The organism is Sporosarcina sp. PTS2304 (assembly GCF_003351785.1).
Taxonomy (GTDB): domain Bacteria; phylum Bacillota; class Bacilli; order Bacillales_A; family Planococcaceae; genus Sporosarcina.
Window position 1 is genome coordinate 2695768 of the sequence record NZ_CP031230.1, and the last position, 19610, is coordinate 2715377.

The 19610-nt window shown below is 37.4% G+C and carries 23 protein-coding genes; 7 read left to right on the plus strand and 16 right to left on the minus strand.

The window, feature by feature from the left end; translation table 11 throughout:
* Positions 1-549: 549 nt before the first annotated feature.
* Complete coding sequence (locus tag DV702_RS12950) at positions 550-1143, minus strand: restriction endonuclease (RefSeq protein ID WP_114925128.1); 594 nt, start codon at positions 1141-1143, stop codon at positions 550-552.
* 463 nt (positions 1144-1606) lie between these two features.
* Positions 1607-1771 (minus strand): FaeA/PapI family transcriptional regulator, encoded by a 165-nt coding sequence (locus DV702_RS17375; protein ID WP_114925129.1) that lies wholly within the window; start codon positions 1769-1771, stop codon positions 1607-1609.
* Between the two features lie 168 nt (positions 1772-1939).
* On the opposite strand from DV702_RS17375, the gene DV702_RS12960 reads away from it, so the two are divergent.
* From DV702_RS12960 to DV702_RS12970, 3 genes are all read left to right on the plus strand, one after another.
* Positions 1940-2746 (plus strand): AAA family ATPase, encoded by an 807-nt coding sequence (locus DV702_RS12960; RefSeq protein WP_114925130.1) that lies wholly within the window; start codon positions 1940-1942, stop codon positions 2744-2746.
* Positions 2739-3140 (plus strand): hypothetical protein, encoded by a 402-nt coding sequence (locus DV702_RS12965; protein WP_114925131.1) that lies wholly within the window; start codon positions 2739-2741, stop codon positions 3138-3140. Before DV702_RS12960 ends, DV702_RS12965 begins: the two co-directional genes overlap by 8 nt.
* A gap of 207 nt (positions 3141-3347) precedes the next feature.
* Positions 3348-4169 carry a hypothetical protein gene (locus tag DV702_RS12970; RefSeq protein WP_114925132.1) on the plus strand — a complete coding sequence of 274 codons (822 nt, stop codon included), beginning with the start codon at positions 3348-3350 and terminating at the stop codon, positions 4167-4169.
* A 274-nt stretch (positions 4170-4443) separates the two neighbouring features.
* Here DV702_RS12970 and DV702_RS12975 read toward each other — a convergent pair whose 3' ends face one another.
* Complete coding sequence (locus tag DV702_RS12975) at positions 4444-5238, minus strand: hypothetical protein (protein ID WP_240315618.1); 795 nt, start codon at positions 5236-5238, stop codon at positions 4444-4446.
* A 185-nt stretch (positions 5239-5423) separates the two neighbouring features.
* Here DV702_RS12975 and DV702_RS12980 point away from each other — a divergent pair, with 185 nt between their 5' ends.
* Positions 5424-6359 (plus strand): DUF4885 family protein, encoded by a 936-nt coding sequence (locus DV702_RS12980; protein ID WP_114925134.1) that lies wholly within the window; start codon positions 5424-5426, stop codon positions 6357-6359.
* A 250-nt stretch (positions 6360-6609) separates the two neighbouring features.
* Positions 6610-7173, plus strand: coding sequence for a recombinase family protein (locus DV702_RS12985; protein ID WP_114925135.1), 564 nt, complete (start codon positions 6610-6612; stop codon positions 7171-7173).
* Between the two features lie 620 nt (positions 7174-7793).
* Here the strand turns inward: DV702_RS12985 and DV702_RS12995 are convergent.
* The 8 genes from DV702_RS12995 to DV702_RS13030 all read right to left on the minus strand — a co-directional run bounded on the left by DV702_RS12995 (position 7794) and on the right by DV702_RS13030 (position 12642).
* Positions 7794-8138, minus strand: a complete 345-nt coding sequence (locus DV702_RS12995; protein ID WP_114925137.1) for a hypothetical protein — start codon at positions 8136-8138, stop codon at positions 7794-7796.
* A gap of 61 nt (positions 8139-8199) precedes the next feature.
* Positions 8200-8868: a chymotrypsin family serine protease gene (locus tag DV702_RS13000; RefSeq protein WP_162805802.1), complete on the minus strand. Its 669-nt coding sequence runs from the start codon at positions 8866-8868 to the stop codon at positions 8200-8202.
* Between the two features lie 63 nt (positions 8869-8931).
* On the minus strand, positions 8932-9411 hold the full coding sequence (locus tag DV702_RS13005) for a hypothetical protein (protein WP_114925139.1): 480 nt from the start codon (positions 9409-9411) through the stop codon (positions 8932-8934).
* A 518-nt stretch (positions 9412-9929) separates the two neighbouring features.
* Complete coding sequence (locus tag DV702_RS13010) at positions 9930-10505, minus strand: hypothetical protein (RefSeq protein ID WP_114925140.1); 576 nt, start codon at positions 10503-10505, stop codon at positions 9930-9932.
* Positions 10506-10519: 14 nt separating this feature from the next.
* On the minus strand, positions 10520-11317 hold the full coding sequence (locus tag DV702_RS13015; protein ID WP_114925141.1) for an ImmA/IrrE family metallo-endopeptidase: 798 nt from the start codon (positions 11315-11317) through the stop codon (positions 10520-10522).
* A 24-nt stretch (positions 11318-11341) separates the two neighbouring features.
* Positions 11342-11668 carry a helix-turn-helix domain-containing protein gene (locus DV702_RS13020; protein WP_162805803.1) on the minus strand — a complete coding sequence of 109 codons (327 nt, stop codon included), beginning with the start codon at positions 11666-11668 and terminating at the stop codon, positions 11342-11344.
* 207 nt (positions 11669-11875) lie between these two features.
* On the minus strand, positions 11876-12109 hold the full coding sequence (locus DV702_RS13025) for a hypothetical protein (RefSeq protein WP_162805804.1): 234 nt from the start codon (positions 12107-12109) through the stop codon (positions 11876-11878).
* A complete protein-coding gene (locus DV702_RS13030) occupies positions 12091-12642 on the minus strand; it encodes a hypothetical protein (protein ID WP_162805805.1) in 552 nt (183 codons plus the stop codon). The genes DV702_RS13025 and DV702_RS13030 overlap by 19 nt, the downstream gene beginning before the upstream one ends.
* A 28-nt stretch (positions 12643-12670) precedes the next feature.
* On the opposite strand from DV702_RS13030, the gene DV702_RS13035 reads away from it, so the two are divergent.
* Complete coding sequence (locus DV702_RS13035; RefSeq protein ID WP_162805806.1) at positions 12671-12991, plus strand: hypothetical protein; 321 nt, start codon at positions 12671-12673, stop codon at positions 12989-12991.
* A 43-nt stretch (positions 12992-13034) separates the two neighbouring features.
* Positions 13035-14003, plus strand: a complete 969-nt coding sequence (locus tag DV702_RS13040; RefSeq protein ID WP_114925146.1) for a hypothetical protein — start codon at positions 13035-13037, stop codon at positions 14001-14003.
* 167 nt (positions 14004-14170) lie between these two features.
* Here DV702_RS13040 and DV702_RS13045 read toward each other — a convergent pair whose 3' ends face one another.
* From DV702_RS13045 to DV702_RS13070, 5 genes are all read right to left on the minus strand, one after another.
* Positions 14171-15682 carry an ArdC family protein gene (locus DV702_RS13045; RefSeq protein ID WP_114925147.1) on the minus strand — a complete coding sequence of 504 codons (1512 nt, stop codon included), beginning with the start codon at positions 15680-15682 and terminating at the stop codon, positions 14171-14173.
* 6 nt (positions 15683-15688) lie between these two features.
* Entirely contained in the window at positions 15689-16033 is a 345-nt protein-coding gene (locus tag DV702_RS13050; protein ID WP_114925148.1) for a conjugal transfer protein, read from the minus strand.
* Between the two features lie 65 nt (positions 16034-16098).
* Positions 16099-16437 (minus strand): CagC family type IV secretion system protein, encoded by a 339-nt coding sequence (locus DV702_RS13055; RefSeq protein WP_205407181.1) that lies wholly within the window; start codon positions 16435-16437, stop codon positions 16099-16101.
* 36 nt (positions 16438-16473) lie between these two features.
* Positions 16474-17022, minus strand: coding sequence for a hypothetical protein (locus tag DV702_RS13060; RefSeq protein ID WP_114925149.1), 549 nt, complete (start codon positions 17020-17022; stop codon positions 16474-16476).
* A 1489-nt stretch (positions 17023-18511) separates the two neighbouring features.
* Entirely contained in the window at positions 18512-19345 is an 834-nt protein-coding gene (locus tag DV702_RS13070) for a hypothetical protein (RefSeq protein ID WP_114925151.1), read from the minus strand.
* Between the last annotated feature and the right edge of the window lie 265 nt (positions 19346-19610).

Consider the following 19610-nt stretch of genomic DNA (forward strand, 5'->3'; position numbering starts at 1 on the left):
CATAGACATTCGATGAAGCACCACCAGAACCCTTCCTTGACTGCTGGTTGCCTTCACGGCAAACATGTAGTTTAGTATTGAATCCAATACATACGAAGAGAAATCCAAGTTATGAAAAATGATTACTACGAGTCATATAAGACAGACCTGAAAAATGAAGTCTTTCCAGCCCAATATATAGAGTGAGAGTATAAAGAGTAGAAAAAGTGCTTTAAAGATTATTATATCAATGGTTTTGTAGATTTTTGACCGTATCAGTTTTGATACGGTCAAAATAACAAAAAAATAGGACTTGAATTTATCAAGTCCTAAAATAACTTTTGGGGTAAGTTCTTGAGAATTGGATTATCTTGTAACTGCTTTTTAAACATCAAAATTAAATGCTCGTCGATATCGTCTTTATCACCGACATAAATAATATTAGGATTAATAAATAGCACAATAGAATAAAAAACGCGTGAAGCCAAGTTGTAAGAACTTTGGTTTCACGCATTTTTGAATTTGGGGAGATTGATGATTACACAATATTTCACTTACTTTCCAGCTACTTTATTTATTAAGAATAAGCGTTGCTGCATGTAAGCGTATATTTTCATCATCGCTTTCAAGTAAGTCTTCTATTACTTTCCAAGCACGTTGCTGTAAATCCGAGTCAATACTTATGATCCCTCCATTAATCAGTTGTTCTACGAGTGAATAGTGCTTAGTTAAATCAGCAACTGCACCTGGATAACGTAAGGAACTGCGTAATTCATCAGGTAAGTCACTACGTAGAAGTGCTTGTTTATTGAAGAACCAAGTTACTTTACGTTGATGAGGATATCCAGTTCCTTCACGATTTTCATCTAAATCTTGTGAATAAACGTAGTCACTTGTGATTTCACCAATATATACATCCTTTTTATTTGTCGATGGAACAACAACTAAATCACCAATTTGCATAGAGTTTACCAGAATATTAACGTTTCCGATTCCTTCTTCCCAATTATTATTTTTTAAAGTTTCGCGCAAGACGTTATAAGATAAGTTTGAGAAACTTATACCGGCAGGATAACCCACAGCAATAAAATTTTCTTCTAAAAATTCATTCAAGCAATCATTTCCGTGAGGTAAGGGACGCAATAACCAAACATTTTTCTTCATAAATATTAAAACCCTCCTGTGTTCACAAATTGTTAATATGTTTTTACATATTGTTTATACATTATAATTTCACATGTGTCAATAATAATTCCACATGTGATTTGAGGTGTACAACAAAGTATAAAGAGATGCGGCAATAGAAAAGAATTGCATTGCACTGATTAAGGACTATATTTAAGTACTATTCCACGACGAAAAGGGTAGCTTTTTGAACCACCCTCCATAACTGTTGTCACAAAGCTTTATTTTGTCTCCTCAGATTATGAACCTCTGTGAAGCTCGACGAACATTATTGATAACTTGAACGTTACGGATTAGTTCGTCTTGTCGACCTAAGTAACGTTACTAATCGTCATATCCTCTGTTATATCGGTTTTAACCAACGATACGGAAACGGACGTTGGTTCATTCACCGTATCATTAGGAAACCCATGACCAGCGACAACATCCTTAGCATCCTCAATCAATGCTTCATCTGAGGTAGTGCATACAAGTCTTCACTTGTGAAATTTCTGTTCTTACCATCGTTACGCTGAAAGACGCATCCATGCTTATCTAATTCAATAAAGTATTTGCGTACCGTAACGGTCTCTAATCCCAACCGTTTGGCTATTTCACTGGTTTTCATACTTATTTAACGCTACAGAAGTATTTCCCTTCAATGAGATAGCTTTCTGTGAGCAATTATATAAAAAGTAGAAATTTGAAAAGAAGTATTTTGCAAAGTGTTTTTCATTAAGTTATACTTGATACATAGATTATGAACTTGATAACGTGATTTGAAGGAGATGAAATAATGGCAATTACAATCGTGGTAGGGAATTTTAAAGGTGGCGTTGGAAAAACGAAAGTCTCGGTCATGGCAAGTTGGGAGTTAGCTTTTGACCGCAATAAAAAGGTGCTGCTTGTCGATATGGATCCACAAGGCAATGCCAGTACATTAATTGCGCGTTCCACAGGGGTCACTGAAATCAATACTAGTATTTTCGAAGGTTTTCAAAACGGCTCATTAAAGGAATGTATCGTCAAAATGACAGACAATCTGCATGTGATTCCTGCACAAGTGTCCTTTAAAAATTTTCCGAAATTCTTATATGCCAATATAAAAGAAGAAATTGATCAGGTGTCTTATTTAAAGAAGCTTCTGGATCCAATTCGTGACGACTATGACTACATATTCATTGATGTTCCACCGACAATCAGTGACTTCTCTGATAACGCGATGATGGCTGCTGATTATGTATTAATCATCCTGCAAGCGCAAGAGCTATCATTGGAAGGCGCTGAAACATATATCAAGTATCTGCAATTCATGGCAGATAACTATGACGCAGATATTCAAGTTGCCGGTGTTCTTCCTGTTCTGCTTCGTCCAGGTGGGCGTGTCGATATTTCTACGCTCGAACGTGCAAGAGAGATGTTCGGCAGTGATAACGTCATGGACAGTGTCATCAAGCACTTAGAACGGCTTAAAGCGTGGGACGTCACAGGAATTACGAATAATGATATGCATGACCGCAAAGCCCACCAGGTTTTCTTAGATGTCATTGACGAGTTGGAAGCGAAACTGGCCCAATTCGAGGAGGCTGGTAAGTATGAGTAATGAAAAAGGTGGATTAATCAAAAAGAAAAAGAAGCCGACAATCATGAAGCCGTCCGTCCCTGTAAAGAAAAATGATATGGACTTCGGCTATACAGAGCCACACAAGCAAGAAGAGCCTGTTTCTGTTAAGCCGACAGCAAAACCTGAAGCAACAAAAATTGCCCCTCCTACACCTCGCAAAAAATTAGGTGTCGGCAAGACAAATAGTACCAAAAGCTTAAAAGTCCCTACATTGATTCACAGTGAATTGAATTTACTCGGATCCTTTATGGACGAGCATAAGACGTACGTTATTCTTCAAAATTTGATTGATAGCTATGTGAAAAACGAGCTGACCGATCGCCAGCAACGACAGTTTGACTTTATGGTTGAGGCATTTTTTGAGGATAAATAACAAAATAATACTTATCAAAAGTAGAAATTTCTACTTCCTCGAGATATCAAGACATAAAAAAAGAACGCGTGTACCAAGCGACACGGGTTCTTTTATCGGATACGCTAACGCGTGTACCAAGCGACACGAGTTAAGCGTTTCGTTATTAGTTTGTATTCCCATTATGTCAAAAAGATATACATTTTGTCAAGAAGAACGGAGGCGACAATGACAATGCAACAGGAAACACCTCATTTACTTATTTGCTTTGATGAAAGTGGCAAGCAAAGCCGCGATCCTATTCAGTTAATGGGCGCATTTTCAATTCCTACAACTATTTATATGCACCCACAATATAAAGATTTACATCTATTAAATAAAGAGTATACGCTGCACTGGAAAGAGTATGGAGGCGATGGAAAAGATCGAAAAGGCATTGAAAAGCTATTTCAACACGCTCTCCCATTAGCCGAGTACATGAATTTCAACTTTATCCGTTATTCAAGGTCCGTATTGGCTGAACAAGCCAACGTATTTATTGATATTTACGAATCTAAGCAAGTCACTGTCGATAATACCGTTTATGCAAAGTTACCTGAGCGGATTTGCTACGGTTTGCTTAGAGGTTATGGCGAGCATAATCATGTGCAAGCAACTATCCTAATTGAAGACGCATCTGAATACCGCTCCAGGGAATTGGATCAAACGATTAAAAACTCATTAAATATCCATTCCTTATATCGTGGGGAAGATTTTGTTATTAGAGAATGTGATTATCGCAGCAAGGGACAAGAAATCGGCATCGAGATCATTGACATTTTACTCGGGATTGTTGGACTAATTATTGATAATCCATCTGCTACATCTAACAAGAAAAAAGCCAAGGTACATTTAGTGCTGAAGCTCTTAAAAGAAAACAAATTGCAGCCTTTCCTCAAAAACCTTCGTTTGTTTGAACTTCAACAGTCCAATCAGCTGAAAGAAGCTACCATTGAAGCAAGCATTAAGTTATTCATCTCGAAAAACTATGACTTATTTAATTCGCTATGACCCAGATGACGATTGTATGATCTCAAAATAATTTGAAAAGCAGTGTGACAAACTGCAATGTCTAGGATTCTTTTATCGAATCTATCATTTGTTTAATGAGCTGTTATAGATTGTCTATCACTATTACTTTACCTAACAAATTATACTTAGAAAAACCGCGTGAAACCAATTTGTAAACTAGGTTTCACACGGTTTTTAATTATAGCCATCTTAATTTGCTACACTCAGCTTTCTACTTGTATCCAAGCCTTTTCAAAAGACTTTTCTCTCTCCATTAGAACTGTTCCGTTACATCATATTCATATCTAATATCTGCACTAACTTTTGTCATAGTTGATTTTCCTGAAGCTTTTGCATTGTATTTAAAACTCCACTTTTTAGCAACAAGGAATTGATTTTGTAAAGAAATATCATATGAACCACTAGTTGCAGAAACAGCGGTTGCTGTATTCCAAACATTGTTTTGGTTGGACATCAATTTGTGTGTTACAATTCCTTGATTTGGTGTTTGAGTGCTAGCCGTTTTAATAGATTTTACAATTGCGCCTTTGGGAATTGTATTGTTACCAGTTAAGTCCATTGTAATAACAGAAGAATCAACTCCTGCTGGATTCAAAGAAGTATTACCTGTATTTGTAGCTGTTCCAGTAAAATTGAAACTTCCACTACCAGATTTAATACGGTCCTGAATTGATACAGTGAAGTACATATCCCCTGTATACGTACCACGAGAAACTTTCACATAATAAGTTTCCGTAGTTGAAGTGACATCACCAGTCTTTGCAAAAATAAAAGGTGTAAGTGAGCTAGGATTAATAACTCTTGTCCCTATATCAGAAAATCCTGGCGCATATACTTCTATTTTCATACCCGTATATTGCTTATCATACGAACCTCTTACATAAACTCGTTCACCCTTATTTATAGTGAACTTATAATACGCTTCATATTCACCTTCAGGTAAGATCGTTGTATTTGGAGTACTATATTTCCAATACCCCATTACATTTGCTGTTCCGGGACTGTTATTCCCCGTGATTGCAGCTGCTTCTGCTGAACTTGGCGCCACCAAACTAACTACAAATAACAATAAGAATACTGGCAATAAAAAATGCTTTAAAGTTTTTTCAAAATTATCTCAACCACCTCGTTATAATTACTATATCGTCACTTAAACTACTAATTGTAGGTTTAATGCCGATAAAAGTAATAACCACTATTTTTTCTCAAATATTATATACGAGGAGGAGCAACATGAATATTACAGGAAACAATTCAATACTTACAAATGCTCAAAGCCAAGTTCAAAGTAAAAACATTTCCAAGAACAACGATCAAACTACCATTCAAAGCACGAATGATATGACAACTGAATCTGATCGTCGAATGAAAATATTAGACGAAAAGTACAGTAAAATTAATGAGCAAAATAAAAGATTTGAAAATCCACATAACCATATATTTGATAAATATCGCAACAAAGATTCTCCTTATTTCAGAAGTGACTTGACAAAAAAGGAAAGAGAAGCTGCTTATAGCATGGAAATGAGCTGGGCAAACAGTGGAACTGGAGGTCAATATAACTTCAATGACGCTGCCTTCCGTAATGAACGGCCATACGATCCTACACAAGAAAGCGCAGAGCGAAAAGTGTTTAATCGACAAAAAGTCAATGGACAATTACAGGATTTATTTTCAACAAACGGAATCAATATTCCTCTTAACACAAATTTACGATTTACAATAGACCCCGATAATTTCAAGCTAACAGTGAATAGATCAGAAGATGAAACACTGGTGAGTCAACTGGAAAATTTATTAAATACAAACAACAATGCAAGAGAATTATTTTTCCATATAATGAAAAGCAGATCCGACGACTCTACCCAGTTCACGCCGAAAAGCCTTGAAAAGTTTCGGCTTGTCAATCAAATAAAAACAGTTACAGGGTATGATTTAAAAGAATTGGAGCTTGTTGACGATAAATTTATAACAAAAAGCGGCACGGACATTTTTGAGATATACAAAGAACAACTCCTTAAAAATCCGTACACAGCAAAACATGCCAACATAGCAGCTTCGCATTATGGTTCTCAATTGCATGAACTTGCAAAGAATGGTTTTGATTCTATCCCAGACTTAATTTTGTCTATTGACTATAAAAACGGATCTTTAAACGATATAGACTAAATTGAAATATGAAATTCCATTTCTGAAGCTTATTTATAGGGTTAACCATATATTAAACTGTATCATCCAAAGATACGGAATCCTTAATTGAAAGATTGAATGTTTATAAAACCACCGTTATATAGACAATTTAAACCACCTTCTTAAATCAATGTTTGAGAAGATGGTTTTTTATTGTTTTTGTCTATTTACTCGTCTATACTGAATGTTATATAAAACGCACGGGTGTAGACAAGAAGGAGGAATTTCCATGAGTAGAATTATCGGCTATGCGCGTGTCAGTACCGAAGATCAAAATTTGGACCTTCAAAAGATTGCTATTGAAAAGTATGCCAAGGAGCAAGATATGGATCTCCTTTTATATGTCGAGAAGATTTCAACCCGCAAAAGAGATCGCACCGAATTAAATTATGCCCTTAAAGCTGCTGCTCCTGGCGATCGTTTTGTTGTCTACAAACTAGACAGGCTTGCTCGTAGTACCAAAGAGCTTTATCAATTAACTGACGAAATGGCAAAGCGTCAGGTGGATTTTGTTAGCATTCAGGATAGCTTTGACACAACTACTCCAACTGGACGTGCCATGTTTGGGATGCTTGCCGAGTTCGAGCGCGATATTATCCAACAGCGGACAAGAGCTGGGCTGGAAGCTGCGCGTAGACGTGGGCGCGTCGGGGGACGTCCTGCAATAGATGTTGACACAAAACGCCGTATTGTAAAATTGTTTAACAGTGGCGAAAGTGCCTCAGATATCGCGAAAGAGTATGGAATTGGACGTAGTACGGTTTATAAGATTATGAAAGAAAGTGAAAAGTGATCTTCGCACCAATATTTCCCATACAATGACATATTATTAAAATGCTTAAGGGTACTATGATAATAAATGTAAACAAAATTGAAATTTAACTAACATTAGAATCGATTTCATAGTTGCTCTTTTTCAAATACACAGCAAGGCGAAACTTGCCTAATTCACTTCCTTTATTTCACCTTACTTTCTGCGAATAAGTATGGTCAATTTAAAATTCCTTAAGTATTTCCACGCTGTCCAAGAACTTCCTGTAACCATAAGGTCTTTATCAATAGGCCCCAGCTGCATACCATGGTTCTCCAACTTCCAGTTTGTGTTATGTCGAACTTACTCGGAAACCGCATTCCGGAAATGGCCAGTCTTGAACTAATGGCTGCTAATTGATTCTTCAAAATAAAATTCAAGTATTTTACCAATAACCATGAAAAAACCTCCTATATAATAAGATTGCCATGCTCGTACGCATGTAATTCATTATACAGAAGGTGATTTAATTAGTAGAGTGAATTACATGTGCACATTCAATGGCCTTATCGTTTGCATTGAGAGGCTCAAAACTTCGCAGAGGAAGCTCCATTCGTATGCAATAATCACACTCTTTATATAGAGGTAGGTCGGATCTTGTTTTATTGCGGTATACCGTATCCTCCCTGTTCCAGTCGCAACCTAACTTCCTGATGCAATACATCTTCAAACAATATTTTTTTAAATTTTTTTTCTATCTTCTTGTTAACTTTCAATAGGTCTACTTCAAGAACATTATTTATTTCATCAGGTCCCAGCATCGTTATAATAATGCCTTCCATTTTCAATTCATTTCGGTTGCTTTTATTGTACTCACTTAATAATTTTGCAGCGGTTACTGCATCCATATATTCTTTTTCTGTTTCTGTTTCTGTTTTTTCATTACAAGCTGTTAGTACTAATACAAGCAGACATACAAATAATAGTTTGAAATAGCTTGAGTTCATTTTACTCAATCCAATTCTATTTTATAGTTAATAAAAATTTCGATCCTTTACTTTAATTCAGTTAATTTTTTACATTGCCGTCTTTGGAATATAATGGTCTTGATAAATTTAGTTCTGTTAAGATGATGTCCACTGGGCTATAATACGCTCTGCTTCCTTTCGCTCCTACATGTATTCCAAGTAGTTGTACGTAACCACTTGAATTAATTTTACCCGTTACCGGTCCCCCACTATCACCGCTTGCAGACTTATACGTCGCTTCAATCAACATAGTCATACCGCCTGAATTATATTTATAATTCGACGAAAAATACACCTCTTTTTGTCGACTGGTAATGGTTCCCGTAGTCACGTTCGTGCTTATGCCATGTTGCATAATTTCTGCGCCAACAGGCATGTTCGCCCAACCATAATGTGCATTAATTCTATACCCACCATAAATGGTACCGCTCACTATTTTTCCTGAACTTGTTCTTACGTAAGCGGCATCACTCTTTCTATTAGTCAGTCTGTCCGTTGTTACTTGTCCAACCCCGCCGCCTTGGGATACCCAAGTACCCACTCCTTTCACCGGATGCCCCGACATAACAAATCCATATTTACCAGTCGTATCTATAACTCCAAATCCTAGTGTACTTTCTTCAGTATTTCCCTGGGGGTTTGGACTTGTTATCCGGATTCCTCCTAATTTCTCGTCTTGGTTTGAATCTGTTCTGGCTTGTGTGGTCAAAGGTTCTTCCTCAATAAAAATAATGTCTTCAGCGTCAATTTGCATTCTTTCAAAAAGTTCTTCTTATCCTTTTTGAAGATTAAAGTTTCTCATAGACGTTGAATAGGAATCAGGTTGAAGACCTATAACGAGTTTGTTCTCTTTTTCACTAATGTCAAGCGAGGTAATATTATATTTTCCATTCACCTCTTTTTTAAAAATCTCCTTTGCGTTCTCCAGTACCTCGAATGAGTATTTTACATTGTAGAATTTTATAGGTAGATTGCCAGCAAGACTGCTTATTACTTCTTTTGTTTGCTCTTTATTTTCAGGAACCAATCCAACATTTAATGTATTACTTTCATCAATATAAGCGCCCGCGTACTTGATTTCTTGTTTTCCGTCTAAATAGTTCATTATTTTTTGGTAAAGTTCGATTGCTCTAGTGTTATCTTCATTCGCTAAGTATAGCTCCGAATTTGCGCTGGATTCTTTAGGCAACATATATACCATCATGCCGAAAAGCATTGAAAGCGCGGTAACTTTCAAAATTAATTTAAACAAGTTATTACCTCCTGATATTGAATTATTTTCCTAACTTATAAATTACAAGAAGTTAGATACTTATCTCAAGTATCTAACTTCTTAATTTTTCAACAGATTTATACAAATGAATAAAAGACTATATCTATAACGGTTTCATATGCTAAAAGTAACACAAAAAAGAAAGGAAGATTAGCCGACTGATTGATGAGAAGGTATAATTGACTTTTATCAACTTTCTGAATTGATCAATGTTTTATCTTCGAGTGAACAGGGGGATAGTTCTTTTTCGCCTATACAGTGTTTTATAATTCAATTGATGTAATTACGCAGTGTATTTATTGCTTAGAAAGGAGCTATTTTGAAATGCAAAATAACACTTCATGCAGGTGTGATTTATCATCCAAAGTGACAAATTTACTTCTACTATAGATCCAAATCACATCAAATTAATCCATAATTATCCACTAGATAGCCAGTATTAATTGATCAAATTCTGCCATTCGCTCATCGAACAACTTCCTATTGTCTGATTTCAATTAAATATGCGCAATTTGAAAGAACTTCCTGACAGTTTTACGTGGCAACACTCCACCCTCTACAACTAACTTACAAAAATCTAACAGGCGATGATGCGTAATTAAAACAGGCTCTTGAGAATCATCTCCGTCAATGAAAATATGTAAAGGTATTTCTTGAATCACTTCTTCAATTGAATAATCGTTACTGCAAATAAATCCTGCATTCAGTAAATAGGCAGCTGCTAAAGAAGCTACTTCACCCGTACCGGCACTTCCTGCTTTGCCTCTACGGGTATCCACTTCAATTAAAGTTGCTTGTACCTCGGATAACATTAACCTATAGTCCTCGTAAGTATCCTGAAAAGCCTGAAGAGGTTCAAATAATACCCACTTATTCGCCTGACATTTTTCATCTACAAATTTCCGGCCAGCAATACTTAATTCTTGATAAACTTCCTCATGTATATAAACCGATTCATACACTTGCTCAATGATGGTTAGAAAATCATCCTTTGATTTCAACTGCTCAATATAGAAAATAATATTGGCATCGATAAAGCAAATGGAGGGTATCGGCAATGTACTATTCCGCAACTTTCATCCCTCCATTAGGCCTCATCCAACTCATCCCAAAGTTGATCGATGTCTCTCGTACCTGCCGATTTTTCAAAGTATTCTTCGGATAGATCGGGATTTAAGCGTGTGAGTTTTTTCGCTGCATCTAAGTTAGAAAGTTCTCCCTTTACCACTTTATCTTTTACAAGTTGCTGGTATTGTGTGAATTGAATACGTTTGGGAGGAGAATCTAAGATCGACTCACCTATTTGTTCATGACGAAGTTCAGCAAGTTCCCGCTCTGTTAGCGATGCCAACGTAGCAACTAGTGTTAAATTAAGCTCACTCAATCTCCTCACTACACTTACGTACGGTACTTTGAATATATCGGCCAGTTTAAATACTTGCAGTTCTAGTGACTGTTCGCGGATAATCTCAAAGTAAGAAACAAACGCCTCTTGATTCATCAGAATAGATGCTGCAAAATAATCACCTGCACGTTCCAGCTCTTCATTCGATTGAATTTGAATTGCATACTGCTTCAAATCCTCAGATTCCAAGATGGCATGGAACCATTCATGTGCCAATGTGAAATTTTGCATACGAATGGTATCTAATTGATTAATTACGATTTTGGGTGGTACCGTTTCGTCCGTATGTTTAAAAAACATCCCATTTAAAATCCGATCTTCGCCATCCATTTTAGGAATGCTTAGGTAGATCACTTCAATTCCTTGTCTTGCGATCACCTCATCCAACACATCTGCTAACATGAGGGATGTATTAGGCGATACATGTTTTTTATAGTAATCGTCTGCTAAACGTTCGACTTCTTGCATACAACTATTCATTTTCCAACATCTCCTTCCCTGCTTTTATTTGAAGCTTTCGTACTCATTTAAAAGCAAGGCAATCTGCTGAATTTGATGCTTATTTGCGGTAGAGAGTTCTGTGCCTCCACGCGGAATGACACTATAGCCTGCAAATAACTCCTTATCCGATAATCCTAATAATGATGCCCGTGGAATGTTTGTGATTTCTGCGAACTGTGTTAGACGCTCAGATGTAATGCGACGATCACCTTTTAAAAGCGCACGTAAAAGCGCTTCGCTTATATCCATCAATTGCGCCATTTTTGTTTTCGTCATTTGATTTTCTTCCATCCATTGATTCAGTAATGATGCCATATGTTTAAAGTCCATCTCCATCACCTCATTACTAGTATATCACAATTCGCACAAAAAATACACATCGTTAAAAATAATGTGCGATTCAATACTTTTACTCTAAACAGACGATTTTTTAAACGGCTTCTCAATTTATATACTTTGCAAAAGTAGAAATTTCTACTTTTGATTTTAGTTTTTAAAAGGTCACTTATTCACCATTACATTTGCGAATACGCTTATTTAGTTATTCATTTTCCGGTTCGCCTGTTGAAGTAACGAAATTTCTTCCTGCATCTTCTCCTTCGTTTCCTCATTCACTTTACGGAGTGCTGCCAACTCATCATGCAGTTTACGCACCTCCTCATTATGCAAGCGCTCTGCTTCCACCACTGCTTTTTCACGTTCAAGCTCCTTGCGCTCTGCAAGATGAGATAAATCTCTTTCATGGTTCGCTTTCACTTGTTCGAAATCCATCCGAAGCACGCGTAGTTGCTCAGATACCGTTTGTTTCTCCTGTGATAGCTCCAATATTTTTCCTCAAATGCAGACTTTTCAACACTCGCTTGTTTTATCCACTTAGTCTTCTCCATTTCAAAGGACTTTTTCAACGCCTCATTTTCCTCTGCATAGCCTTGATACTTCGTGACGAGACCACTTAATGTGTCGTTCTTATCCTTATATTCACTAATCAACGCTTGATTATTTTCAAGCATCGTCTGATTGGCCAGAAGTTTCTCTTCAAGTTCTTTGGCCTGTTCTTCAAATGTTTGAATTCCTTCTGTTTTAGTTACCACTTCTATCTTCAGTTGTTGGGTCTGTTGCTGTAAATCCGTGATAATGGCTTCTTTGCTTTCTAATTTCTCTGCCACTTCCTTCACAGCATATTCCTTTAAATGAACAGAACGCTGAATCATATTGACAATCAGTTCATACATGCGTGTCGTGTGATGCTCCAGTTCCGTTAAGTCCTGTGTATAATCGGATGACCCTTGCTTAATGGCATTCATTTCGTACAGAGCAAAAGGTTTTTTAGATATGATTGGATATGTAACGACTACTGATGCTGAAACTGGTATTGTATATGGAGTTCCCTATACAAGTGTAACTGGCCATTATATAAACGAGGCATGGGCTGATTCGGTTGCAAATAATATAAGAACTGGAACCAATACAACAGATAGTACTGGGAAGTTTGTTGTTAACGTAGCATTACCTCCTGCAGTAGGATCTATTTCACAATACATCACAGTTTCTACACACTATTATGATTACTGTGGAATTTTATTATATACTTCGAATAACTCGAGTATCCAAGCACAAGACTTCATCTACCACTTTGCATACTCAGCTCAATAATCGCCAAAAATATCGTTGCAAGTCTTCTGAGGAGGGGCTTATAGTGAATAGCATAAACAATTACCACGAAAATTCCATTTCAATGTATACTGCTTTAAAAGCAGCTCAGAGTAGTCAAGTTGCTAATGAAGGAAAAGAAACTAAAGAGCTAAAGAAACCTATTGGGAGTATCATTGTAGAATTATCCGAAGATTCATTAGCGAAATCAAGAGAAAGTAAATTTCAAGTGCTAGATGGAGAGTGGAGGGAGAAGCTAGAAAATCAGCATCTCCAAAACCAAAAGATTTGGGAAGAGTCTGGTGCTGTCGTTCAAAATGTAGAAAAACGTATCATACCCAACATTCAGTTGAATGAAAAACTAGTGAATAGTCTGGACAGTTCAGACGCAAAAGTTATAGATGCTGCCCATAGTATCATCAATGACAATTTATTAATTCGCGATGCGACAACAACTGAAGAAGAAAGAAAGGCGTTAATTTCCTTAGGTTTGGAGAAAGCAAAATACTTAGCCGAAAACTATATGACAAAAGAAAAAGCAACAGATTTTCTCAGCGCTATGGAAGAAATCGCAAAAATTGCAGTAAACGGGGGCAACAATCAAAACGGCGTCATTCAATATGATATTCCCCGGGGACCATTAGTGGGCGCTCCGGATGATTATATCAACGAATTTGATGTGATGAAAAAGAACGATCCCACAGCTTGGCATGAATACAGTGACTTGATGAATAAAGCGGTAAAAAGCGGCGATACAGAAGGTATGATTTCAGCCATGAAGCATGCATTAAACTGGAGTAAACAAACGCACAAAGAAAATCCTCAGATTTTTGATGAGCAGATTAAACATTATTCGGATTGGAAAGAACAAGTTGCAAATAGTAAGATACCAGATTTATTTTCAGAAATTGATCGAACCACTAAAGAAAGCTTTTTGATCAGTGCTGATAAATTGAATGACTTCATAAAACAGGAGACACTTGAAAGGAATATAAAGGCGTTTTTAATCATTTGAGTTAATTTCAATTCATAACATCAATTGAAAATAGAATTTAAAAAGGTGATTTCAGGTTACCATATCACCATAACAAATTAGTAAGAACTGAATAGAAAATGTATATCAGCAAAAATCCGTTGGCCTTTAAAAGACAGGTTAACGGATTTTTCATAATACGATTATATTCAATTTCCAAGGGTTTGACTTTTTTCCTTTCGTATATTTAATTCCTCGGATTTCATTTCGGCATGGGTAACAGTTATTTTTTTTGTTCCCTGAAACCGTTCAATCTTTCCCTGCTCGTTCTCCAGTATCGGTTTAAAATGATGCAACTTCTCCTTTCCATAAGCATACGCACTCACCATATGATTTTCAGACTCCGCGACGCGAAGAAACGAAGCCTTTGCCTCCTTTACATCCTGATAATCTACAATTGGCCGATTCGTCGCTTTATGATACAGCTCTATACTCGGTGCCGGTTCTTGTACTTCACGAAGGGCAAATTGCTCGGAAAAACTCTTATACATGTTTGCTGCAGCCGGATGCTGATCAATGACATTCATCAAAATGATTTCTTTCCCTTTCAACATCTTTCCAGTAATTGCTTCGCCCCTCTCGTTCCTTAATTGCTTCACTTGATGATCATATTTTGCAATTTCAAATCCGTTATATCGTGCATCAAATACTTCAACGGCTGTAACTGGACCTTTAACATATTGGAAAGCAGGCAATGACTTGGCCAACTGATCAACCTGAACAACTGCTTGCGACTGCATCGGGTTTTGAACGACTTGCTGCAGTTGTTCGTACAATTGGGGATGTAGGACGATGTCAATCGTGGCTAAGGTCTTTTCAAGTGTCGCCTGGATATCCGTCAATGCTTGTTTCATCAGCTCCGTATCTTTCGCCCATGTCGCAATATACCCTAACGAAAAGTGGCTCGTATCAAAGCCTAAATAAGCCATCGTTGCACATGCCACTGATTCTGCTTGCGCCTCTTTATGCGCACGGCTCGCCTCCGTATAATGCCCACCACGACCATGCAGCTGGGCATGAGCAAGCTCATGAATGAGCGTGCTTAACTTTGCAACAGGATTGTTCTCCGTTGCATTGACGACAATTTTATTTGTCGAAGGTACATAATACCCTCGCCCTTCTTCTTGAATCGAGTATGGTTTTTCTGACACTTGCAACTGCTTAAACTGGGTTAAATAATTTTTCAGGTTTTCATATAAGGCTGTCGCATCTTCATCCGTTTGAAAACGCTCATTTACAAAGTCTCGCGTTACTTTTAATGGCTTTCCTTCCGTCTGCGCAATATCAAACACCGTTACCCACTTATAACGGACCAATACAATATCCATTTTCGTTTTCCCATCTTCGTATATGGGCTGATTGGTCACTGGATCCAAAACAGGGCGTTGTTCAAAAATGGGCGCACGAATTTGAATCCCTTTCTCGCCTTTCTGCACAAATCGCTGGTGTTTTTTCCATGCTTGAAACCCTGCAATATACGTTGCTCTCGGATCTTGCATAAAAACTAAAATTTGATTGTCAATCGAATACTGACGCATATTCGCCATGAAATGCAAATAGCGTTTGAAATCGTCTTGATTCGCAAATTGGGGCAATTGTTCTTCTAATCTAGCTGTTAACTCTTTTGTGCGCGCTTCATATTTATTCGGTTGCAGGGGCATTACAACTCATCTAAAGAAACGCTCCTTCTTCCTTCGCGTGTAAAAGAGCTTCTGTCTCTGTTTATAATTCGTTCGTAATTTCAAATAGTCCTGAAACCGAATGTTTTTTCGGTAGCGAATCGGGCGAGAGGAGAGAAATGCCAAAATCATAATGAGTACAATTAAAATAAGCATCAACTTGAAAAGCATGAGCCACACATTATGAGGGGGTAGCGCAAGAATGATGAATCCAATCACAACAGGAGGCAATAGGTAAATGGCAAGCTCCCGTAATGTGATCCCAAGAAATATGCCATACCCCGACTCGACGTTTTCCGGAAAAACAAACTTCTTTCCTTTCTGTTCATTCATACAGATACACACCTTTCAAAAGTAGGAAATTCCGCTTTTGTTAAGTAGTCTTTTGTTACTTCCACTTACGTGAACAATGAATACACCCATGGTAATAGCCATATCACGGCTGCTGCCAACCCAACCAGCGCACATACACGACCGACACTTTTGAACACTTCATTTTTCTCGTGCGGATCGTCTGCTGAAGGCATACGCTTGATGATAATAAATAAAGCTGCACAAATCCCGACTAAAAACACAAGCGCTGTCAAAATGCCTTTCACGACATTGGCTGCATTTGTGAGCTTAGCTTGGACTTGTCCAGCTGAGGCGAAAACGATTTCGGGTGTAACTGCTAAACAAACCACCAGAGCCAAAGCTGTGCCAAATGCGAAGCGCATTTTTACGTGTTGTTTTGTCATACACAAACCTACTTTCACTATTCATTTATCTATCTGCTATTCCTCTCGCTTCATTTCTACGTATTGTTGGGGGACAATTTCCTTTTGTTGTTGCATATTCGATAACTTCCTTTTTGCCTCTTGAACGGTTGGAAATCCTTCTGAAAGCTGTTCGAGGTCCCCTTTCCTTACGCGTCCGATAAAGATGGCTTTCTGTTTCTTCTCTCGCTGCTCGACTTCAAACAACTGCAACTTCTCCTCGTAACGCTTCACGGCTTGATCCAATTCCATGCCGTACACACTCAAAAACCCTTCTAAAAAACTCGTACCAGCAAAACTCACTTCCGCAAGCAAACGACCACGTTTGCCTTGAAAAACTGTTCCATCTACTTGCTCCACCTTCTCAGCATCTTGAAAATTTCTTTGCTGCAGAAAGTACTGACGCAATTTTAATGGTTTTACCTCTATCTGCGCCTCTACTTCTTCCTGGATACGCTCTTGCCGAACAGCCGAAACCGGTTGTCCTTTGTTCTCTCCAACGCGCACAAAACGCCCATCATGCTCAATCTGTATAGGTCGATTACCGCTCAACCATCGCTCTATCATTAGATGTATCACCTACTTTTACATAGTATACAATGGGTTTTCTATAAAAAAGTCGAATGTTGTCAAAATATTATATGTATTTAATATAAAGTGTGTTTTGGTTATAATTGCAATAAATTTGTAATATTGGTTATAGGTTGTTTGCTATAAAGTTAGAAAAGATGAAATAACAAAAGGACAACTGCTCAACAACAAAGTTGAGAAATTGTCCTTTTGAGTATGCGACAAACGCCCTCGATTTCGGTATAGAGCTTTCAATTATGCTTCAATCGCTCCCGATTGAAGCATAATTATTGTTCATTTTTAATCTATGAGTGAGATAATCTTATCATTCTGCTCAATCATTGTTTAATTTTGTTTTCTAATTTTCGCTCAAACTGACAATCTGGCGACATCACTGAAGAACGTTTAACACACTGGATCGAGGTCCTGCCGGAATGAAGGTTACTGCGTACAAAGGTTCACAATGGGAAAACATTCGCGCTTTGAAAAATTTACCTTTACAAAAGGTATGGCTTTAGGTGTTGTAATTGCAGCTGTTCTTGCTTTTACTCCGCCCGCAAACCACTCACACGGGCTACACCAATTTCATTGGTGAGGCTCTGTCGAGGGCTCAGAAGCAAGGGTCTGTCAAGCCAACGTGACAGCTTCCCCAAGAGCAAAAAAACAAGAACCAGACCATGGCGCTACCACACCATAAGGGAGAAGTTCTCACTTGCCCCCCTAAAAAAACTCCCCCTCACATTTTGAGGGAGCTCCCTCTTGGCACTGAAACAAACATGGGTTTGTTTCAGTGCCAAGAGGGTTTAGGGGGTTTAGGGGTATTAAGGTAGTCAATCCTAATTTACTCCTTATGCTCACTACGTTTCTCTACCGCAAATTAGGATTGACTACCACAAAACAACGTTTGTGACGTTTAGCGACCGAAGGCGTCTAAACCCGCAGTTTGCCGCCTAACTGAAATGCAAAACTTAAATATTGTTTTTATTTTTTTTGCCTTTTGCTTTATTATAAAATACGTAAATTACATTCATAGTAATTATTATTAAAGCGCTAGTCAAAAAACCATATACAGGAGGTAAATAAGGTATATCAGGAAAAAATACGATTTGACTTCCAATACTACCCCCGATAAATACTATTGAAGCTATCATACTCCATTTCCATTCAGAGTTTTCGAATTTCCTTTTTTTCTTAATTTTTTACACCCCCTATATTCACAAAAGCAAATACATTTCGATTTTAGCCTTATATAAAACGTTAAGATAACGGCCCTTATCTTAACGTTTCTTACTTCCCAATCACCTCTGCGATAACAGCAGGGTTGGGGTAAAACAAGAAATTCATATAATTAGTAGTTCTTCTTATAAAAGCCAGCGGAAAGTTGGCTTCGCTGGCTTTTACTTAATTTTAAATTTGGCTTTCATTTATTTAGTTGGAAATTAAAATTTCCAACTAATAAAAAGACACACTTCAAATGGCCATTAATTTACACGCCGCATCCGGTACATGGACTATGATAAGTTGTAGTCGTATCTAAGTAATACCGAGCACCCTTATAAACTGCATAGTGACGTGAAATAAACCTGTAGCGAGAAGTAGGATAATTACCATCTCTGTAAGTTTTCACAACCGATTGACCTACATTCGTTGGATAATCGGAAGCAGCTATATAAGTGTATGCGGCCCCTACGCCTAGGCTTGTAGCAATAACACCATAAGCAGCAAAACCAAGCGCAGGACCCAAGTATGTTCCCAAAATACCACCTAGTACAGCAGCTGTATAAGTTGCAAAGTTTCTTTGAGCGTTTACATTGATTGTCTTTTCTGATTTATAGATCCAAGGAGCTGCCATTACACTATATTCGTAGCCAGAAAGTTTTTGTTCGCCGACAGGATCATCACTGATAGTAACTTCAAAGTGATTTAATTCGCCATTAATCAGGAAGTCAAATTCGCCAACTCGCTCTACCACATCAATTATTTCATCCGTGATAGCTACAAATATATCTTTATTATCCGTACCTAGTATTATATTTTTTTCTCCATTTACAATATCTGCATAAATAAGGTTTTTATCAATATTCTTTAAGGACTTCATAGCAATTTGTTTATTTGCATGAGATAATTTCTCACTATTCTTAGTTGTATCTAATTTAAATTCCTCAAGGTGGGTTGTGATGGTCTGTTTTTCGACACTACTTAAATCATCCAATGGTTTCAGAGGTAGGTATGCTGCTTGATTGGCGAATGCGGGCGAAGTAATGTTTAATACTAACATTACTATTAGTCCTAAAATAAAAGTTTTAAGCAAATTCTTCACTTTACCACTCCTTACAATTTTTATTTTTCCACAATTCCATAATAACATTTTTTGAAAGATTTGAACACTAAATACATAAAAAGTACCTTCCACCATTAAATCCAGTATGAATGGGGTCCTACCAACTAAACGCGGAAAACATACGCTAAGCAAACTTCGACACGAAAAAAATTAAAGTATTATTGACTTAATGCGAACTTGAGTCCACTTAAAATAAGACCCTGGTTTTTATGGATGCCACCGGTATACAATATTTCTTTAACAC